At 68.1% G+C, this 18,239-nt stretch carries 22 protein-coding genes; 9 read left to right on the top strand and 13 right to left on the bottom strand.

The genetic code is table 11. The features are described 5' to 3' along the window. Positions 1–104: 104 nt before the first annotated feature. Both AB0B90_RS31970 and AB0B90_RS31965 read left to right on the top strand, forming a co-directional pair. Positions 105–389 carry an antibiotic biosynthesis monooxygenase family protein gene (locus AB0B90_RS31970; RefSeq protein ID WP_350945224.1) on the top strand — a complete coding sequence of 95 codons (285 nt, stop codon included), beginning with the start codon at positions 105–107 and terminating at the stop codon, positions 387–389. A gap of 100 nt (positions 390–489) precedes the next feature. Then, positions 490–873: a DUF427 domain-containing protein gene (locus AB0B90_RS31965; protein ID WP_362926164.1), complete on the top strand. Its 384-nt coding sequence runs from the start codon at positions 490–492 to the stop codon at positions 871–873. A 119-nt stretch (positions 874–992) separates the two neighbouring features. On the opposite strand, the gene AB0B90_RS31960 is transcribed toward AB0B90_RS31965, so the two are convergent. Continuing rightward, positions 993–1,439, bottom strand: a complete 447-nt coding sequence (locus AB0B90_RS31960; protein WP_362926163.1) for an NUDIX domain-containing protein — start codon at positions 1,437–1,439, stop codon at positions 993–995. Between the two features lie 247 nt (positions 1,440–1,686). On the opposite strand from AB0B90_RS31960, the gene AB0B90_RS31955 reads away from it, so the two are divergent. Further along, positions 1,687–2,211: a GNAT family N-acetyltransferase gene (locus AB0B90_RS31955; RefSeq protein WP_362926162.1), complete on the top strand. Its 525-nt coding sequence runs from the start codon at positions 1,687–1,689 to the stop codon at positions 2,209–2,211. Positions 2,212–2,456: 245 nt separating this feature from the next. Here AB0B90_RS31955 and AB0B90_RS31950 read toward each other — a convergent pair whose 3' ends face one another. The 3 genes from AB0B90_RS31950 to AB0B90_RS31940 are packed head-to-tail and all read right to left on the bottom strand — an operon-like array spanning position 2,457 to position 3,733. Continuing rightward, positions 2,457–2,663: a DUF397 domain-containing protein gene (locus AB0B90_RS31950; RefSeq protein ID WP_362926161.1), complete on the bottom strand. Its 207-nt coding sequence runs from the start codon at positions 2,661–2,663 to the stop codon at positions 2,457–2,459. Between the two features lie 45 nt (positions 2,664–2,708). Continuing rightward, positions 2,709–2,915, bottom strand: a complete 207-nt coding sequence (locus AB0B90_RS31945; RefSeq protein WP_362926160.1) for a DUF397 domain-containing protein — start codon at positions 2,913–2,915, stop codon at positions 2,709–2,711. After that, positions 2,906–3,733, bottom strand: coding sequence for a helix-turn-helix transcriptional regulator (locus tag AB0B90_RS31940; RefSeq protein ID WP_362926159.1), 828 nt, complete (start codon positions 3,731–3,733; stop codon positions 2,906–2,908). The genes AB0B90_RS31945 and AB0B90_RS31940 overlap by 10 nt, the downstream gene beginning before the upstream one ends. A gap of 223 nt (positions 3,734–3,956) precedes the next feature. Between AB0B90_RS31940 and AB0B90_RS31935 the strand changes: the two genes are divergently transcribed. Beyond that, positions 3,957–4,310: a hypothetical protein gene (locus tag AB0B90_RS31935; protein WP_362926158.1), complete on the top strand. Its 354-nt coding sequence runs from the start codon at positions 3,957–3,959 to the stop codon at positions 4,308–4,310. Next, on the top strand, positions 4,250–4,825 hold the full coding sequence (locus tag AB0B90_RS31930) for an ATP-binding protein (protein ID WP_362926157.1): 576 nt from the start codon (positions 4,250–4,252) through the stop codon (positions 4,823–4,825). Before AB0B90_RS31935 ends, AB0B90_RS31930 begins: the two co-directional genes overlap by 61 nt. A 95-nt stretch (positions 4,826–4,920) precedes the next feature. On the opposite strand, the gene AB0B90_RS31925 is transcribed toward AB0B90_RS31930, so the two are convergent. Then, positions 4,921–5,070 carry a hypothetical protein gene (locus AB0B90_RS31925; RefSeq protein ID WP_362926156.1) on the bottom strand — a complete coding sequence of 50 codons (150 nt, stop codon included), beginning with the start codon at positions 5,068–5,070 and terminating at the stop codon, positions 4,921–4,923. 348 nt (positions 5,071–5,418) lie between these two features. On the opposite strand from AB0B90_RS31925, the gene AB0B90_RS31920 reads away from it, so the two are divergent. Next, positions 5,419–6,078, top strand: a complete 660-nt coding sequence (locus AB0B90_RS31920) for a class I SAM-dependent methyltransferase (RefSeq protein WP_350945213.1) — start codon at positions 5,419–5,421, stop codon at positions 6,076–6,078. Between the two features lie 184 nt (positions 6,079–6,262). On the opposite strand, the gene AB0B90_RS31915 is transcribed toward AB0B90_RS31920, so the two are convergent. The 3 genes from AB0B90_RS31915 to AB0B90_RS31905 all read right to left on the bottom strand — a co-directional run bounded on the left by AB0B90_RS31915 (position 6,263) and on the right by AB0B90_RS31905 (position 9,512). Further along, the gene (locus AB0B90_RS31915) at positions 6,263–6,844 is read right to left on the bottom strand and encodes a hypothetical protein (protein ID WP_362926155.1); all 582 of its coding nucleotides are present in this window, start codon (positions 6,842–6,844) and stop codon (positions 6,263–6,265) included. 266 nt (positions 6,845–7,110) lie between these two features. Next, positions 7,111–8,127, bottom strand: a complete 1,017-nt coding sequence (locus AB0B90_RS31910) for a CNNM domain-containing protein (protein ID WP_362926154.1) — start codon at positions 8,125–8,127, stop codon at positions 7,111–7,113. After that, entirely contained in the window at positions 8,124–9,512 is a 1,389-nt protein-coding gene (locus AB0B90_RS31905; RefSeq protein ID WP_362926153.1) for a hemolysin family protein, read from the bottom strand. The genes AB0B90_RS31910 and AB0B90_RS31905 overlap by 4 nt, the downstream gene beginning before the upstream one ends. 329 nt (positions 9,513–9,841) lie before the next feature. On the opposite strand from AB0B90_RS31905, the gene AB0B90_RS31900 reads away from it, so the two are divergent. Together AB0B90_RS31900 and AB0B90_RS31895 are read left to right on the top strand one after the other, a co-directional pair. Beyond that, complete coding sequence (locus AB0B90_RS31900) at positions 9,842–10,717, top strand: ion transporter (RefSeq protein WP_362926152.1); 876 nt, start codon at positions 9,842–9,844, stop codon at positions 10,715–10,717. A 104-nt stretch (positions 10,718–10,821) separates the two neighbouring features. Continuing rightward, a complete protein-coding gene (locus AB0B90_RS31895) occupies positions 10,822–11,853 on the top strand; it encodes a sporulation protein (protein ID WP_350945208.1) in 1,032 nt (343 codons plus the stop codon). 384 nt (positions 11,854–12,237) lie between these two features. Here the strand turns inward: AB0B90_RS31895 and AB0B90_RS31890 are convergent, their stop codons facing one another. The 3 genes from AB0B90_RS31890 to AB0B90_RS31880 all read right to left on the bottom strand — a co-directional run bounded on the left by AB0B90_RS31890 (position 12,238) and on the right by AB0B90_RS31880 (position 14,631). Next, complete coding sequence (locus AB0B90_RS31890; protein WP_350945207.1) at positions 12,238–12,510, bottom strand: GlsB/YeaQ/YmgE family stress response membrane protein; 273 nt, start codon at positions 12,508–12,510, stop codon at positions 12,238–12,240. 186 nt (positions 12,511–12,696) lie between these two features. After that, entirely contained in the window at positions 12,697–13,587 is an 891-nt protein-coding gene (locus AB0B90_RS31885) for an NAD(P)-binding domain-containing protein (protein ID WP_362926151.1), read from the bottom strand. 3 nt (positions 13,588–13,590) lie between these two features. Further along, positions 13,591–14,631, bottom strand: a complete 1,041-nt coding sequence (locus tag AB0B90_RS31880; RefSeq protein ID WP_362926150.1) for an NAD(P)-binding domain-containing protein — start codon at positions 14,629–14,631, stop codon at positions 13,591–13,593. Between the two features lie 163 nt (positions 14,632–14,794). Here AB0B90_RS31880 and AB0B90_RS31875 point away from each other — a divergent pair, with 163 nt between their 5' ends. Then, positions 14,795–15,130 (top strand): helix-turn-helix domain-containing protein, encoded by a 336-nt coding sequence (locus AB0B90_RS31875; RefSeq protein WP_362926149.1) that lies wholly within the window; start codon positions 14,795–14,797, stop codon positions 15,128–15,130. Between the two features lie 214 nt (positions 15,131–15,344). Here the strand turns inward: AB0B90_RS31875 and AB0B90_RS31870 are convergent, their stop codons facing one another. Together AB0B90_RS31870 and AB0B90_RS31865 are read right to left on the bottom strand one after the other, a co-directional pair. After that, entirely contained in the window at positions 15,345–17,327 is a 1,983-nt protein-coding gene (locus tag AB0B90_RS31870; protein WP_362926148.1) for a chorismate-binding protein, read from the bottom strand. A gap of 92 nt (positions 17,328–17,419) precedes the next feature. Beyond that, on the bottom strand, positions 17,420–18,127 hold the full coding sequence (locus tag AB0B90_RS31865; RefSeq protein WP_362926147.1) for an isochorismatase family protein: 708 nt from the start codon (positions 18,125–18,127) through the stop codon (positions 17,420–17,422). Positions 18,128–18,239 lie beyond the last annotated feature (112 nt).

Genomic DNA, 18,239 nt, shown 5'->3' with positions numbered 1-18,239 from the left:
GCGGCCGACGAGGAGGGGGCGCGGTGGGCCAGGACAACGCGAAAAGGGGGCACGCGTGTCCATGAGCGAGGCTAAATGTCGGTGGCGGGCCGTACCCTGCCGGCGTGATCATTATCTCCGGCTGGATCCGTGTCGACCCCGATGCCCGTGACGACTACCTCAAGGGATGCGTGAGCGTGATCGAGCAGGCCCGCGCCGCGTCCGGCTGCCTCGACTTCACGCTCGGCGCCGACCTCGTCGACACCGGCCGGATCAACGTCTACGAGCGCTGGGAGTCGGAGGAGACCCTCGACGCCTTCCGGGGTTCCGGGCCGAGCGACGGCCAGGAGACGATGATCCGCGACGCCGAGGTGTCTCGCTACCAGATCTCCGGCGTCGGCCCCGCCTGAGCGGGAGGCGACAGATCTCCCCTCCACCGGGTAGGGGACGGCGACGCGGTTCAGGGTCCGGGGTCCGGCAGACTGGATATGACAGAAAGGGGTTCTCGTCATGACCGACAAGCCCATCCTGGAGCCCAGCCCCAGTCACCCGATCACGATCACGCCGAACCCGGCCCGGATCGTCGTCTCGGTGGCCGGCCGGGTGGTCGCCGACTCGCGGAGCGCGTTGACACTGCGGGAGGCGGCGTACCCGCCGGTGCAGTACATCCCGATCACCGACGTCGACCGCTCGCTGCTGGAGCGGACCGACACCGCCACCTACTGTCCTTTCAAGGGCGACGCGAGTTACTACACCGTCACGGTGGAGGGAAAGCAGGCGGTGGACGCGGTGTGGTTCTACGAGTCGCCGCATCCGGCCGTCGCCGAGATCAAGGACCATGTCGCCTTCTATCCCGACCGGGTCGACTCCATCGTCGAGGAACCGGCCGCCTGAGCGTCTCCCGGCGCGAGTGCGCCGGGAGACCCATCGATCAGAAGACTGCGTGCAGCCGAATCGCCTTCGAGATGCTCGCTCGACACCAGGCAGGACACAACCCAGATCGGGAACCAGACCTATTTGCGGTGAATGAGGAGGCGATGTGCCTCCTGCATTTCTTTCGGCAGATCGTATGGCGCGAACCATCTCGCCTCCAGGATCTCGAAGTCGTCGAGCTTGAGCGTGCCCCCGACGAACTCGGCCTCGTACGCCACCTCCAGGCGGAGCTTGTAGCCGCTCTTGAGCTGCACGAGCTCTCCGACGTTGACCTTCAGCCCGGTCTCCTCGCGCACCTCGCGGCGGACCGTGTCCTCGAAGGTCTCCGACCTGTTCGCGCACCCTGTGGGCAGCCCCCACTGCCTGCCCACCGGCCAGAAACGATGCTTCAGCAGGAGCACGTTGCCATCCGCGTCACGGACGATTCCGGTCACCCCGACCGTGAACTTGGCGTGCCGGAGCCAGAGGATGCGCCACTGGAGCGAACCGTTGACGAGCCTCCAGAGCCGGACGATCAGCTTCTTCACGGTAGTCCCATCTGCGGGTCGGCGCCTGTCTGAGGGCTGGACGCTATCGGGAAAAGACGACGCGGCGCCGTCGGTTGCCCCCGTCTCGTACGAGGCCGACGACGGTTCGATCGGGTTCGCCCCGCTGAACATCCGGCACCTGACCGGGAGGTCTCCGTCGTGGGCCGATAGTCCCCCGCCACGGACCGGGATCGCCGTTCGGCGAAACCGATCGACTCCCCAAGTTTGATCACGTTAGCGTGGCCGCATGCTCGAACCACGCACCGACCGTCTCCTGCTCCGCCAGTGGCGAGACTCCGACCTGGATCCCTGGGCCGCGATGAACGCCGACCCCGAGGTCAGGGAACACTTCCCGGACCTGCTGACACATGAGCAGAGTGCCGCCTTCCTCACCCGCATCCAGGAAGAAATCGGCAGGCGGGGCTACGGGTGGTGGGCGGTGGAGGTCGTGGCGACCGGTGAGTTCATCGGCTTCACCGGCCTGAATCCGGTCGAGGGCATGCCGTTCACCGGCGTGGAGATCGGCTGGCGGCTGGCGCGCTCGGCATGGGGCCACGGCTACGCCACCGAGGCCGCCCTGGCCTGCCTGACCTTCGGTTTCGAGACCCTCGAACTGCCGGAGATCGTCGCAATGGCGACCACCACCAACCTGCGGTCCCACGCGGTGATGCGCCGGATCGGCATGACCCGTGACCCCAACGCAGACTTCGATCACCCGAACGTGCCCGAGGGGCCGCTACGGCGGCATGCGCTGTACCGGATTCGCCGATGAGGCGCCGGAGATCGGCCGTCTGGCGAGGTTAACGCCGCTCACCGCGCGAGGTGCCGTGTTCGGCGCGCTCACCACCACGTCGGTGTGGGCCGACCCCGATACCTCACATGATTGCTCGGACTTCTTATCCCGGCTTGTCCCGAGACTGTTACTGGACGCACAGAACCCCCGACCGGTGACCGATCGGGGGTTGCGATGGCGACTCCTCGCCATTAAGGGATAACCAAGAACGGTTCAATCCCGGCTCAGATCAGACGGTCGAAGTCTCCCGCCTTGATGCCGTGCACGAAGGACCGCCACCCGGTAGAGGTGAAGAGCAGGTGAGGGCCGTGCGGGTCCTTGCTGTCGCGGACCGCGACCGCGCCAGGCAGGTTGGCGGCGACCTCGACACACTGACCGCCGTTGTCTCCGGAGAGCGACGACTTCCGCCATGCGGCGGAGCTCAGATCCATTTTCGCCTCACCTTCTTTAGAAGATGTCCGACCTTTCGGGGGTGATCAGGCCAGGCGGTCGAACTTCCCCGACTTGATACCGCCGACGAAGGACCGCCACTCACCGGGAGCGAAGAGCAGCTTGGCGCCGTCGGGGTCCTTACTATCGCGGACTGCGACCACACCAGGAAGGTTCGAGGCGACTTCGACGCACTGGCCACCATCGTCTGCGGAGAGCGACGACTTCCGCCATACCGCGACACTCAGGTCCATTCCTGCCTCGCTTCCTCGATCATTTTGAGGGACATGTGGTCAGGATAAGCCCATCCACGTATCGCTTCATAGCGATTCCATATCGAGGTTACGACGCTAGGGTCGGCCGAAACCTGTCCTTCCATTGCAGAGCCTGCATGAACCGCGTCCGGCTGATTGTCCGGAAGTTTCGCGATCATGAAAGGGCCCACCATTCCGGAGAGGCAGAGCCGATCGACGAGTTGGACGGAGACAGAGGGCTGCTGGGCGACCTCCAGCAAGTAGGTGAGCTGTTCCCGCATTACCTCCGGGCCGCCGACATTACGGCGCAGCACGCTTTCATCGATGAGAACGAGGAAAAGCGGCGGATTGTCCCCTTCGAGGATTTTCTTACGCCACATGCGTGCCTTGACCCGCTCCTCCAACTCCTCCGGGGTGATCCGAGGGGCATTCTTGAAGATCGCTCGGGCGTACGCCTCGGTCTGCAGGAGACCGGGGATGAGCAGCGGATCCCACGAGCGCAGGACGAGGGCGAACGGCTCGACCTCCTGAGCCCAGCTCATGAACCAGACCGGGCCGCCGTGATGGGCGACGATGTGTTCGCGCAGGTCCGTGAAGTACGTGCTGCCGTCTGAGCCGAAGAGGATGTCCAGGCGTTCGGCGTCGGACTTGGACGGGGTGCGGGCGGCGCTCTCCAGGCGGCTCACCTGAGTCTGGGTGCAGCCGAGACGTCTGCCCACGGCGGCCTGGGAGAGCTGGGCGGCCTCGCGCAGGCGGCGCATCTCGGCGCCGAAGCGCGCGCGGGGGGAGCCCGGGTCCGGGGGGATCTCGTCGCTCATCGCATTCCTCCTGAAATAGAGAAAAACGGATTTTTGGTTATAGCGGCGATTCCAGGCCCTGGCATGCGGAAACCCTCGCCAGACATTCCAGAGCATCCACCGGGGTGTCAATCCAGCCATGAATCCACCTGCCACGCGGGCAATCTAATCACACGTCCTCTCGATCCGACAGGACGAAAAAGAAAGCATCCTCATACTTTTAAATCAGGGACGAGAACGAGTTATGAATGATCAGAACGGCGACCTTTCGCGCCTCGGTCGTGTTCGCCGTACGCATCCGGAGGACAGAAGCGTCACGGCGATCGAGCGGCGTGCGCGATTCATTCATCTGACCCGGCTCAGCTGGGATCTGCACGGCCTCGGGGTGTGCACCTCTCTGGTCCTTCCGGTGGCCGGGCAGCCGATTCTGGAGATCCGGACGGGCACGGCACTGGTCAGGGTCACCGTCGTCCGGCGGCACTGCGGCTGGGCGTTCGTCTGGCGGCCCTGGTGGGCGCGGCTGTGGCAGCGCGGCGCATGGGTCTGGGCGGAGGCCGACAACGCGGCCGACATGATCATGTCGGCGGTGACCGCATGAGGTCCGAGCCGGAGGCGCCAGGGGAAGAGAGCGACCGTTCCGGGCATCGCGGTGAGGGGACCTCAACGATGTCATGCCGGGAAACGGGACGTCACGACGCGATGCCGTGGGCGGGTGGGCCGTACAGCGCGTGGCGACAGGTCTTTCCCGGCCGGGTGGCATCCGTGCCGGAGATTCGGGCCTGGGCGCGGGACCTGCTCGCCGGACGCGTCGCGGCCCCGGTGCTCGACGACGTGCTGCTCCTGCTGAGCGAGCTGGCGACGAACGCGGTGGCCCACTCCGACTCCGGGCGCACCACGGACGGCCGCCTCACCGTCTACCTGGCCCGTACCACCACGCTGGTCCACGTGGAGGTCACCGACGACGGCTCCGCCACGAGCGCGCCCGCCGTACGCGTGCCGGAGGCCGACGACGACGGCGGGCGAGGGCTGTGGCTCGTCGACCTGCTCGCCACCGAGTGGGGATCCCACCACGACGGCACGGGCAGGTCGGTCTGGTACCAGGTCACGGGGTAGTGCCCAGGGCGGCGCAGGTCAGGTCAGCACGTCGAACGGGTTGACGACGGACACCCACGTGCCGGATAAGTCGTTGTTTTCCGAATGGCCAGAGTTCAGCGGAAATCGACTGCCTGGGGAAAGTCCTGATTTCGCGGGAAGTCCACGTCGTCGTCCCAGTCGGGGGCCGCGAGAAGAAATCGCCTGAAGTCCGGAGCGTCCCCTTCGAGGTGGCGGCATTCGGCGATGTCGATGACGTCGACCACCTGCCCTCCGTGCCGAGTGCCCCTCTGAGGACCTTCGCTCACCGCACGACCTTTCTGAAGCGTTGTTTCGCCTCCTGAATCCGCCATCCGCTCACCTGCGTCTTCTGTCGAGCCTGTCCGGATACAGAGTAGTCACAGCATGGGATCACGTGGGCGGTCTTGGCAGCCCCGAGCTCGGTGTGGGTTATGAGGCTCCTACCTGCATGATCGGACGGGCGGCACGATCGGCAGCCTCTCTCATCTGATTCGGGAGGCCGCTCTCCAAGCCCTCCCGGACAGCACCGAGAAGATCAGTCGTCGATCTTGTCGGTGTTGCAACCCGCCGAATGATTTTGTGATAGTCGATCCATGGAATCGGCTGATGGCGGAAACCAGCAGGAGCTACTCGACGAGCAGATCATCTACTACCGGGCGATTGCCACAGAATACGAGCGTCATGCTCTCCCCTTTCCCGGAGCCTCTGAGCTGTCGGCGGCGCTTGATGCGTTCCGGCCGACCGGCAGCGTGCTCGAACTCGCCTGCGGCCCAGGCAGATGGACCGCCCAACTGCTCCAGCACGCCACCGATGTCACGGCCGTGGACGCGTCTCCGGAAATGCTCGCTCTCGCCTCGACGCGGGTGGGCGAGGACGAGCGGGTGCGCTTCGTGTCGGCCGACCTGTTCCGCTGGCAGCCGGACCGTCGTTACGACGTCGTCTTCTTCGGGTTCTGGCTGTCGCACGTTCCGCCAGAACGTTTCGCGTCCTTCTGGTCGCTGGTGGCCGACTGCCTAAAGCCGGAGGGGCGGGTGTTCTTCGTCGACGACGGCTACCGCACCGCCGACGAACTCATCGAGGGCGAGCAATCCGCGACCATACAACGCCGGCTCATGGACGGGACCGCTTACCGGATCGTCAAAGTCCCGCACCGCCCGTCGGACCTCGAACGGCAACTTGAGCAGATCGGATGGCGCATCAAGATTCACTCGACCTCTGGGCCGTTCTACTGGGGAGCAGGAAAGCGGTCCTGACCTCAAGAAACCGCCACCTTCGATGGGACGACCTCGGACCGCGTCTCATTCGATGACCATTGGCGAACCACAGGTCGGGATGTCGGCACTCGACTGGTCCAGAGGGAAGTCACACTCGGACGGGTAGCCGTCCGGCTCCAGGAGGTGGCTCACTGGAACCGGAGGGGGCGGTTCGAGCAGGTGGTCAGTTGGCCCAGGTGGCGTTTTTCAGGATGGTGGCGAGGCCGGGGGTGGCCCACTGGTCAATGACGAGGATCTTCGACTGGGGCAGATACCACTCGCGCTGCTTGAACGTCGACTTCTGCTCGCCGCCGCTGTAGGTCACGCACCGGCCCGGCCAGACCCGGTAGTGCGCCTTGTGAGCCACCCCGATGTTGCGGTAGCCGACCGCGATCGCCTTGCCGATGACCTGGCCGTACTTGGGGTTGGTCGCGCAGGGCACCACGTCGGAGGCCGGGTAGTACGGGCCCTGTGTGGGGTCGTATCGCCGGAAGCCTTCTCCCCCGGACTTGAGGGCCTTCGGTCCCATCACCCAGAAGCTGTCACATTTCGGCTGGAAGTAGCCGCCGTTGGGCCGCGCACAGGCACCGGTCACCACCCGGACCTGGTCCGCGGTCCCGTACACCCGCCAGGAGTTCGGGATCTCCAACGTCAAACCGCCGCGCAGCCGGAGCAGCGCGGTGGAGGAACTCGCGGACGCGGGGAGCTGGGCCGCCAGCACGGCGGCTCCGGCGACGGCGGCCAGCGTGATCGTTCTCTTCATCATGACGGCGATGCTATTGATCCCGACTTGCGGGGGATTTGCATATCTCTTGCGACGGGAATCTCGCGGCAGAGAGGCGGTGAGGCAGCAGCGTCTGCTCGCCACCGCCCCGCTCCCGGTCGGCGAGGACGACACCGCCGGGATCCTGCACCGTTCCCTCACCCTCGGCTGAGGGAACGGTGTGCGGGCGGCGGTCAAAAGGTGGGTACGCCGCAGGTTCGAACGCTCCGCGACCCGAGAGAACAGGTGCTCACGCGGGGTCCTTGCCGTCAGGCGGGGATGAGTAGGGTGCTCAGCAAGTCGTCCAGGCTGATCAGGCCGGCCAGGGCGCCGTCGGGGGTACGGACAAGCGCCAACTGTCTGTGGGCGACGCGCAGTGTGGTCACGGCCTCGGAAACCGAGACGGTGGAGGGCAGTTCGGGCAGGCGGTAGGCGAGATCGCCCGCGCGAGAGGTGGTCCCGCGACGGCGGGCCAGGTAGGCGTCGCGCACGTGTACGACGCCTACCGCCTCACCGGCGTCGTCCCGGACGATCAGGCGGGTGCGGCCGGTGCGGGCGCAGGTGTCGATCACCTCCTGGCAGGAGTCGTCGGCCGCGACCGCGATGATGCCGTCCGCGGGGGTGACCAGCGGGGCGATCTCGGCGACCGGAGCGCGCAGTGCCTGGGTGAGCACGGCGTGGTCGGTGGTCTCGATGAGACCCAGCCGTCGCGACTCCTCCACCAGACGTTGCAGCTGGGCAGGGGTGCGCGGGTTGGAGATCTCATCACGCGGCTCGACCCGGAACAGGCGCAGCAGGTGGTTGCTGACACCGTTGAGCGTGGTCAGGATCGGCCGTACCGCCACGGTGAAGCCGCGAAACGGCAGCGCCAGGATGGTGGCCGAGCGCTCGGGGTGGGCGATGGCCCACGACTTGGGAGCCATCTCGCCGATGACCATGTGCAGGAATGTCACGATCGCCAGCGCGATCACGAAGGCGACCGCGTGCGCGGCGGCCTCGGGCAGGCCCAGGTCGTGAAACAGCGGGGTCAGACTTCCCGCGATCAGCGGTTCGGAGACCACGCCGAGGCCCAGCGAGCACAACGTGATGCCCAGCTGCGCTCCGGCGAGCATCAGCGACAGCTCGCGGATGCCCTTGACCGCCGCGGCCGCGGCCTTGCTGCCGTGCGCGGCGGCTTTCTCCAGCCGGTGCCGTTTCGCGGCGACCAGTGCGAACTCGGAGGCGACGAAGAAGCCGTTGCCGATCAGCAGGGCGACGGTGAGGGCCAGGCCCAGGGGCAGGTTCACCTTTCCTCGCTCTCGTCGGACTGAAGCCGTCCGTGGGCCTGCTCACCTGCGGGGCCGAGGCGGCGCAGGGGGTGTAGCCGTACCCGTTCGGGAACGTGCCGGTCCAAGGTCAACACCTCGATCTCGACGTGGGTGGGCGCGTTATCGGCCGTGGAGGGCACCAACTCCACGGTGACCACGTCGCCGGGGACGGCGAAACGGCCCAGGCGATCCAGCACCAGACCGCCGACGGTGTCGTAGTCGTCCTCGTCGGGCAGCTCCAGCCCGGTCTTCAGGGCCACCTCGTCGATGCGCAGCTCCGCCTCGATCTCCCAGTCCTCGCCGGTGTGGAGCACGGCGGGGATGTCGAGGTCGTTTTCGTCGGCGATCTCCCCGACCAGCTCTTCCGCGACGTCCTCCCAGGTGACGAGCCCGCTCAGGCCGCCGTGCTCGTCCAGGACGCAGGCGACCTCCTGCCCGCGGGCGTGCATCTGCGCCACCAGGTCCGGCAGCGAGGTCGAGAACGGCACCACCAGCACGTCGCGGGCGATGTCGGCGACGTGCGTGCCCGCGGCCCGCTGCGGTGACAGCGCGGCCAGCTCGCGCAGGCTCACCATGCCGACCAGGTCGTCCACGCCGTCACCGCCGAGCACCGGGTAGTGGGTGTGTCCGTGGCGGGCGATGATCTCGTCCAGCTCAGGGACCAGCGCCGAGCCGCTGACGGCGATGACGTTCGCACGCGCGACCATGACCTCCTCGGCGGTGTGGTCGGAGAAGGCCAGCGCCCGCTCCAGTAGGTCGGCCTGCTCGCCGGGCAGGTGCCCGTGCGCCTCGGACTCGCCGATGATGTGCCCGAGCTCCTCCAGGGTGGCACCGTGGTGCAGTTCCTCGACCGGTTCGATGCCGACCGCCCGCAACAACCTGTTGGCGGTCGAGTCGAACAGTTTGATGATCGGCCCGGCGATCATCAGGTAGACGAGGGTGGAGGAGGCCAGCGCGCGGGCCAGCGGCTCGGGCCTGGCCAGCGCGAGGTTCTTGGGCGCGAGCTCACCCAGCACCATCTGGATGATCGTGGCGATGACGAAACCGATCACCAGGGCGACGGCGTCGACCGCGCCGCCCAGTCCTGCGGCCACCAGCGCGGGGGCGACCAGCTCGGCCAGCGCGGGTTTGGCGATGAAACCGACGACCAGCGCGGTGACGGTGATGCCGAGCTGGGCACCCGAGAGCATGAACGACAGCCGCTCCATGACCTTGATGGCCTTGGCCGCCTTCTTGTCGCCGGCGGCCGCCTGCTGGGACAGGGCCAGCCTGTCGGCGGTGACGTAGGCGAATTCCTGGGCGACGAAGTAACCGGTCGCCAGGGTCAGCACAAACACGGCCAGGAGGCCGAGGGCGATACTCACCGCGAACCCCTGTCCCGTGATCGACAATCTTCGTGGTGTCCCGCTCTATGGCATGAGTCCGACGACACGGACATCATCACCTGGCTCTCTCCTCGGTTCCAGTGAACCGTTTCGGCTGATCCGGACACCGTCGGCCCGGGTGGTCTCACCATGCTGTGGACCCCTGCGGGACAAAACGACGGCGACATGTTCGCCCAGGCCAACGTCTCACCTGCCGGCCGAGTGCCCGGTTGTGAGGCAGGTCATACCTCGATCGTCTCGCCGATCCCTGTTCGCACGTGTTTACGATCATCGTTGTCGTAGTCTCGCCCCCAGCAGGAGCTGACCACTTGCCAGACCGAGAACGGGTGCGTTCCTCCCTCGAAAACCCCCTCGTCGAACGTTTCGTCATCGCCGTCATCGTCTTCAACGCCATCACGATCGGCGCCGAGACCTCCCCCTTCCTCATCGAGCGGATCGGGGGTCTGCTGCACGTCGCCGACCGGATCGTGGTCGCGATCTTCGTCGTCGAACTCGCCGCCCGCCTGTACGCCTACCGTGGCGCGTTCTTCAAGGATCCCTGGAACTGGTTCGACACCGTCATTGTGGCCATCGCGCTGGTGCCCGCCTCCGGCCCGGCCTCGGTCCTGCGGGCGTTGCGCATCCTGCGCGCGCTGCGGCTGGTCGCGGCCGTTCCCAGCATGCGCAAGGTCGTCAACGCCCTGCTCGCCGCCACCCCCGGCATGGCCTCCATCGTCGGGCTGCTCGCCCTGGTGATGTACGTCTTCGCCGTCCTCGCCACCCAGTTGTTCGGCGAGGTGGCCCCCGACTACTTCGACGAACTGCCCACCTCGCTGTTCAGCCTGTTCCAGGTCATGACGGGCGAGGCCTGGCCCGACATCGCCGATCAGGTGATGGACGAAATCCCTTGGGCCTGGACTTTCTTCGTCATCTACATCCTGATGACGACCTTCGTGGTGCTCAACCTCTTCGTCGCCGTGGTGGTCAACGCGATGGACGACTACAACACCTCCGCCGAGGAGCAGCGGACCGAGGACAAGCTCAACACCGTGCTGAAGGAACTCTCCCGGCTGAACGCCACGGTCGAGGCGATGCGGGCCCCCGGCACAACCAACACTGCGGACGCGGCGGACACGGTGGACACAACGGACATGACACCCGCACCTCGGCAGGAATCGTGCACCTGTGACCTCCGCGCCAGGTGAGACACGTTTTTCTTACCTGCCGATTCGGCATGGGACATCGGGAACCCGGGCCACGGAGTGATCGTTTCCATCTCGACCGTCACACCAGACAGAGAGAGGAAACCGTGATCTTCAAACGGATGCTGGGGGCTTTCGGGGTCGGAGCTCCCTCGGTTGACACCGTGCTGGCCGCGCCGAGGGTGCGGCCCGGCGAGCTGCTGAGCGGCGAGGTGCGTGTCAAGGGCGGCGACTTCGACGCCGACATCGAGTACATCGCCCTCGGCCTGGTCACCAGGATGGAGTCTGAGCACGGCGAGGGTGAGCAGACGGGCCTGGTGGAGTTCTTCCGTACGCAGGTCAGCGGGCCGTTCCGGCTGCGCAGCGGCGAGGACAGGGTGGTGCCGTTCCAGCTGCCGGTGCCGTGGGAGGCTCCCGTCACCGAGGTGATGGGCCAGCGCCTGCACGGCATGGTCATGGGGGTGCGCACCGAGCTCGCGATCGCCGCGGCCGTCGACAAGGGCGACATGGACCCGGTCGAGATCGCACCGCTCGTCTCCCAGCAGGCCGTGCTCGACGCGTTCGTGCGGCTCGGCTTCCACTTCAAGAGCGCCGACATCGAGCACGGTCACCTCTACGGTGTCAGCCAGCAGCTGCCGTTCTACCAGGAGATCGAGTTCTACCCGCCGCCCGCGTACGCCGGGCAGATCAACGAGGTCGAGCTCACCTTCGTCGCCAGTCCCGTGGGCCTGGACGTCATCGTGGAGGCCGACAAGCGCTCCGGCGGCTACAGCTCCGGTGGGGACGCCTTCGGTCGCTGGCAGACCAGCCACGACGAGGCCCCGCACCGTGACTGGGCCGCCGAGATCAACGGCTGGCTCGCCGCTCTCGCCCAGAACGGGCACGGCGGCTTCCACGCCGGCGGCCACGACCCCTACGGCGGTCACGGCGGCGGACCCTACGGTGGTCACCACGACCCGTACGCCCACCAGGGCGGCGGCCACTACGGCGGTCACCATGGAGGCCATCACGGTGGCCACGGCAGCGGGCCTGGCTGGGGTGGCGTCGCCGCGGCCGGGGCGGCCGGTGTGGTCGGCGGCTTCGTCGCGGCCGAGATCGTCGACGAGATCTTCGAGGACGACGAGGGCGAGGACGAGTAGTGGGACCTCGGTGAGATCGACCCGTCGATCTCACCGAGGTCCCACCGGAGAGGCCACACCGCCGGGCCCGTCTCGCCAGCGCAGCGGGACGGGCCCGGCGCGGCTCCCCTCGGCTCAAGCGCCGACGATCGTGGCGGTGAGCGGGTCGGGCGAGGACGGACCCGCCGCGGTTCCTCTCGGTGCCTCTCGGCGCCCAGATGCCCAAGCGCTCGGGCGCTCAAGGGCTCGGGTACTCAAGGGCTCGGGTACTCAAGGGCTCGGGTCGAGTGCCCAAGCGCTCAGATGCTCGGGTGCTCAAGGGCCCAGGCGCTCAGATGTTCAGGCGTCCTGAGCACCGTGGACCGGCCTTCAACGACAGGCCGGTCCGGATCGTTCAGTGAGAGATCAGCGGATCTGGCGCTTGTCGTACGCCTTCACCGCGAGCACCACGCCACCGGCGGCGACCGCGATCTGGATGACCAGCTCGATCCAGTCGATCCCACGGGTGTCCGCCACTCCCAGCACCGTCGCGATCGCGGTGCCGATGAACGCGGAGATGATGCCGATCACGATGGTGAGCCAGATCGGGATGGACTGACGTCCCGGGACCACCAGCCTGCCAAGCGCTCCGATCACGACACCGATGATGAGAGCGGAGATGATGCCCGTCACTTCCATGCTGCACGCTCCTGGGAGGCGGTCGCCGACTCGCGTCGGTCGAAGGCTGTGAGTCGATCACTACGCCCAACGATCTCGCGCTCGTCGTGGTTCCCTCGGCCGCTCCCGCGTTCTTCATGGTTTCCCCGCTGCCTGTCGCAGGCATAGCGGCAGGCGTCGCCGGTCAGGGGGCCGTCACAGTGCCGATCAGGGTGCCGGTACGGGCTTTTTGAGCACCTCCGCCAGGAGTGAGAAGCTCTCGCCGCCCCGACCCGCGTCGATCGCCTGTCGGGCGACGGCGTGGGCGGCACTCATCACGCCGGTGTCGATGCCCCGGGCGCGGGCCGCGTGGACGACGTGTTCCATGGTGGCCGCGGCCGACACGATGGTGGACTCGTCGCCCGGGTGCTCACCGTTGTCGACCTGCTCGGCGAACTCGTCGATGATGTCGGGCAGCAGGGCGCCGATCCCCTTGGCGAGCGGGGCGAGGTCCCTGGCGGCGATGTTCTCCGCGGACGCCAGTGCGAAGGCGTGGACGAGACCGCTCATGGACGTCCAGAAGAGGTCGAGCAGGGCGAGGTCGTGCGCCGCCGCCCTTCCGGGATCCGCGCCCAGGTACGCGGAGGTTCCGCCCAGGCCTGCCAGCGTCCGCCGATGGGCGCGGTGGATCTCCTCAGGTCCGCTGTACAGGACGACGGCCGCCGGTCCGCCGATGGTCTGCGTCGGGGTCATGATGGCGCCGTCGAGATAGTCGACGCCGCGCTCGGCGGTCCACGTGGCCATCCGGCGCGCGTGCTCCGGGGTGTCGGCGGTGAGGTTGACCAGGGTGCGGCCCTTCAGCGCGTCGGCGGCCGGTTCGACGATCGCCCGTACGGCGTCGTAGTCGATCACACAGGCGATCGTGAGCGGGCTCGCCGCGACCGCGTCGGCGACCGTGTCGGCGTGGGTCGCGCCCCGGGCGACGAGGGCCTCGGCTTTCGCGGCCGTGCGGTTCCAGACGGTCGTGGGGTGGCCGTTGTCCAGGAAGGCTCCGGCCAGCGCCTGGCCCATCGGTCCCAGACCGAGGACCGTCACCGGTACGGGATGGTCGTGGGTCATCTTCTACTCCGATCCGAGGTCGTTCGATCCGGCGTCCGGGCCCCTCCTCGCGGGGTCCGTGCGGAGCAGGTCGATCAGGGCCGAGAGGTCGTCGCCGCCCCTGCCTGCGGCGACCCCCCGGTTGAGCAGCGCCCCCATGGGCTCCAGCAGTTCGGTGCCGACGCCCTGGTCCCTGCCGGTCTCCAGCAGGTTGACGAACCCCGTCGCCTGCATCTCCAGGTTCGAGGCGGTGGCGGAGTGGTCGTTCGTGTCGTACGCCTTCGCCATCTCGGGCAGGCCGGCGATCATGGCGTTGAGCCAGGAGACCACCATCGGCGTGAACTCCGTCGCCGGGACCTTCTCCGAGCCGGCCAGGGCGACGGCCTGGAGGAAGCCGCCGAACATCCCGTACATCGCGCTGAGCAGGGCGATGTCGTAGAGGGCCGCCCGGCCGGCGTCCTCGCCCAGGTAGCTGACGGTGCCCGTCGCCGACAGGGTCTCCTCGTGGGCGGCGAAGGCCCGGGGCGATCCGCTGCAGAGGACGAGCGATCCCGGACGCCCGATCATCGGGGGCACCGCCATGATGCCGCCGTCGAGGTAGTCGGTGCCTTGGGCGGAGGCCCAGCGGGCCAGTTCGCGCGCCTGGCGGGGGGTGCCGTTGGTGAGGTTCACCAGGGTCCGGCCCGCCAGGGCTTCGGACGCGGTGCCGGGGCCGGTGGAAGTGCCGGGGCCGCCGGTGGTTCCGGGGGTGTTCGCGAGGCCGGACGGGCCTGGGGCGTGTGGGATGTCCGCGCTGTCGGACGCGCCGGGCGCGGCCGGTGCGCCGAGGGTGGCGCGTACGGCGGCGTCGTCCAGCACGCAGACCACGACGAGCGGGCTCGCGGCGATCGCCTCGGCGGCGGTGGCCGCCTCGGTCGCGCCCCGCTCCACGAGCTCCCCGCCTTTTCCGGCCGTACGGTTCCAGACGGTCGTGGGATGGCCGTTGTCCAGGAAGGCTCCGGCGAGCGCCTTTCCCATCGCCCCCAGGCCGATGACTGTCACCGGCGGACGGCCGTCGATATTCATTTATCCCCCTGTTTCATACGGTGTCGGCATGCGAAGGTCCCAGGCCCGGATTTTCGTTGTGACCCCGGGGCTGGGACGTTTTGATGCTGTCGCGCCGCTGAAACTTCCTCAAGTACCTACTATTTTGTCAGGTACTAACCTTTTTGTAAGTATGGAGAGTGGGATGAAGAAACAGACCTATTCGTGCGGGCTCGACGCCGCCATCGACGTCGTGGGCGGCAAATGGAAGGCGCTGATCCTGTGGGCCCTCCACCACAACCCGCTCCGGTTCGGAGAGCTGAGGCGAAGCGTGTCGGGCATCAGCGAGAAGATGCTGATCCAGCAGCTGCGGGAGATGGAGTCGTACGGCCTGGTGCACCGGGAGGTATACCACCAGGTTCCGCCGAAGGTGGAGTACTCGCTCACCGAGTTCGGCCACTCGCTGAACACCGCGCTCATCCCGCTCGGCGACTGGGGCGAGTCGCACATGGAGACCATCGAGGCCCTCCCCCGCCCCTGACCGTTTCCGCCGTTCCGTCTCGCTGGCACGCTCGCCGGGAGAGCCCCGACCCGCACGGGACGGGAGCTCACCGGGAGAGCCCGTACGGGACAAGGATTCACCGCAGGAGCGGGACCCGCACGGGCGGGAACCCACCGGAAGACCCCGACGAAACGGGAGAGCCCGTACGGGACGAGGGCTCATCGCAGGAGCCGGGACCCGCACGGGCGAGAACTCACCGGGAGACTCCCGCCCCGGCCGGGACGGGACGCTCGGCGTGCGTGAGCAGGTCGCTGAGGACCTCGCCGAGGATCTCCACGCCGTTCCTGGTGAGCACCGACGCGGGGTGGAACTGCACCGAGACGAAGCCGGGGCCGCGCAACGCGTGGACCTCGTCGCTCGACGCCTCCCTGAACACCTCCACCGTGCCCTCGCGCTCCAGGCAGGGGAACCGGTCGGCGGAGCTGCGGGCCGCGAAGGTGTTGTAGAAGCCCACCAGCTCCGTCCGCCCCATGAACTCGATCTTCCGCTGCACCCCCTGGTTGGGGAACGGGTTCCGCCTGATCTCCAGCCCGAGCAGCGTGCTGAGCACCTGGTGGCCGAGGCAGACCGACATGAAGGGGATGCCCAGCTCAAGGAGGCGCAGCGTCGTCTCCCTGAGATGAGCGATCTTGGGATCGGCGTGGTCCCTGGGGTCCCCCGGACCGGGGCCGACGATGACCAGATCGTGCTCCTCCAGCCGGTAGTCCTCGTCGAACCGGCGCACGCTGACCTCGCACCCCAGCGCGGCGAGCTGGTGCCTCGCCATCGCGGTGAAGGTGTCCTCGGCGTCGATCACCAGCACCCTGCGGCCGACCAGTCTCGGCACCAGGTGCCTCCTGCTGTCCGGTCCCTCGAACCAGAACCCGGCGAGCGGCGCGTTCCGCTCGATCAGCGCCCGCCGCACCTTCGGGTGGACGCTCATGTCCACCACCGGGGCGGAGGCGCCGATGCCGCCGCCCGGCGCGTGGCGCAGCGCCTCCAGCAGCCCTGCCGCCTTCGTCCGGGTCTCCTCCGCCTCGGAGGCCGGGTCGGAGTCGCGGACCAGCGTGGCGCCGACGGAGATCCGCATCCGGCCCGACGCGTCGATGTCGGCGGTACGGATGACGATCGCGGAGTCCAGCGCCCGCGCGCCGGTCTCGTCCCGGCCGATCAGCGCGACCATGCCCGCGTAGTAGTCCCGGCCCTCCGGCTCGTAGCGGCTGATCACCCGGCAGGCGCTCTCCAGCGGGCCGCCCGTGACCGTGGGCGCGAACATGGTCTCGCGCAGGATGTCCCGCACGTCCAGCGAGCTGCGCCCCTCGATCAGATACTCGGTGTGCGCCAGGCGCGCCATCTGCTTGAGGTACGGACCCACCGTGCGGCCACCGAGGTCGCACACCCGGCCCATCATCTTCAGCTCCTCGTCGAGCACCATGTAGAGCTCGTTCGCCTCCTTGCTGTCGGACAGGAAGCCGAGCACCCCGCACACCTCGGGGCCGTCCGCGGGATACCGGTAGGTGCCGCTGATCGGATTCATCACCACGGTGCCCGCGTCGAGGGTGATGTGCCGCTCCGGCGAGGCGCCCACGAAGGTACGCCCGCCGGTGTGGATCACGAAGGTCCAGTGACAGCCGGGGTCCCTGCCGACCAGCCGCCGGAAGAACGCGAGCGCCGTGCGGGTCGACCAGTTGGTGATCTCGGCGGAGAACGACCGCTTGATGACGAAGTTCGCGCCGGTCCCCCGGCCGATCTCCTCCGACAGCACCCGGCGCACGGTGGCCGCGTACTCCTCGTCGTCGGAGTCGAAGTCTCCCTCGCCCAGCTCGATCGGCCCGTCGGGGAGCCGGTCGAGGATCTCGCTCATCGGCAGTACGGCCTGGTCGACGACGGTCATCGCGAGCAGCGGGGCCTCGTCGTCGGGGAACGCGTACCCGCGCTCGCCGATCTGCCGGTACGGCAGCATCGCGAGCACCTCGTGCCGGGCACCGGCGCCCCGGGCGTCGTCGTCGGCGTTCTCGGGGGGAAGCGGGATGTCCGCGATGCGGCTCACCTCGGTGGTCTCCCCGACGAGCAGGTCGAGCCGGTCCGCGCCGGTCGAGCCGGGACGGTGCAGCAGGGCGAACGGGGGTGCGTCCGGACCGAGGATCCGGTCGAGCAGGGTCGTCTCGTTCCTCGCGTCGGCTGTCGTTCCGGTCATCGCTCCGGCCTCCGTCCGGGTCGTCGGTGCGGCCCCTGTCCGGGAGGGCGGAACGGTCCCCGTCCCGGTCCCCGTGCCGGTCGTCGGCCCGGTCACCGTCCCGCTCCTTCCAGGGCCGCCTCGTGCAACGCCACCTCGTTCAACGCCACCTTGTCCGCGACCGCCTCGTCCAGCATCGCCAGCGCGGACCGGGTGGACAGCGTCACCGAGCACCGCGACGCCGCGTAGTCCAGCGCCTGCCGGTGGTACTCCCGCGAGAAGTCGGCCACCGCGTCCGCCACCACGAAGGTCTGGATGTCCTGGGAGAAGCCCTCGTGGGCGGTCATCAGGATTCCGACGTGGGCGTACACCCCGCAGATCACCAACTGGTCGCGACCCCGCTCGCGCAACAGGTCGAGCAGGCCGGTGCGGCAGAACGCGCTGGGCCGCCACTTGGTGAACACGACGTCGGGTCCGGCGGGGGCCACCCGGTCCAGGATCATCCGGTGCTCGGGGTCGGCGCTCATTCCCGAGCCCCAGAAGTCCTTGAGCAGGCCGCGCTGCTCGTCGGTCATCCCTCCCGGCTGCGCGGTGTAGACGACCGGCGCGCCGAGCGCGGCGAAGCGCGTCCGCAGGGCCACGACGTTCTCCACCAGGTCGGTCGTGGGGGCCTGGCCGCGCGGGAACGGGCTCAGGAAGTAGTTCTGCATGTCGTGGACGAGCAGCACCGCGCGATCGGGATCGACGGTCCAGCGCGCGATGTTCTCAGGCAGTTCGTCCTCGGTCGGCATGGGATAGGAGTCGATCGCCGGGATCGCCATGGTGTGCCTCCGTTCTTCGTGAAGTACCGGGTTCCGGCCTCGGTGGGCCGGGGTCGTGCTCATCGGGTTCGCCTCGGCGGACCGGGGCCGTACCGGCCGGGGTCGCCCGAGC

Origin of the sequence: Streptosporangium sp. NPDC049078 (assembly GCF_040648855.1) — a bacterium.
In the GTDB taxonomy this organism is placed as follows: Bacteria; Actinomycetota; Actinomycetes; order Streptosporangiales; family Streptosporangiaceae; genus Streptosporangium.
This window is presented reverse-complemented; position numbering and strand designations above follow the sequence as displayed.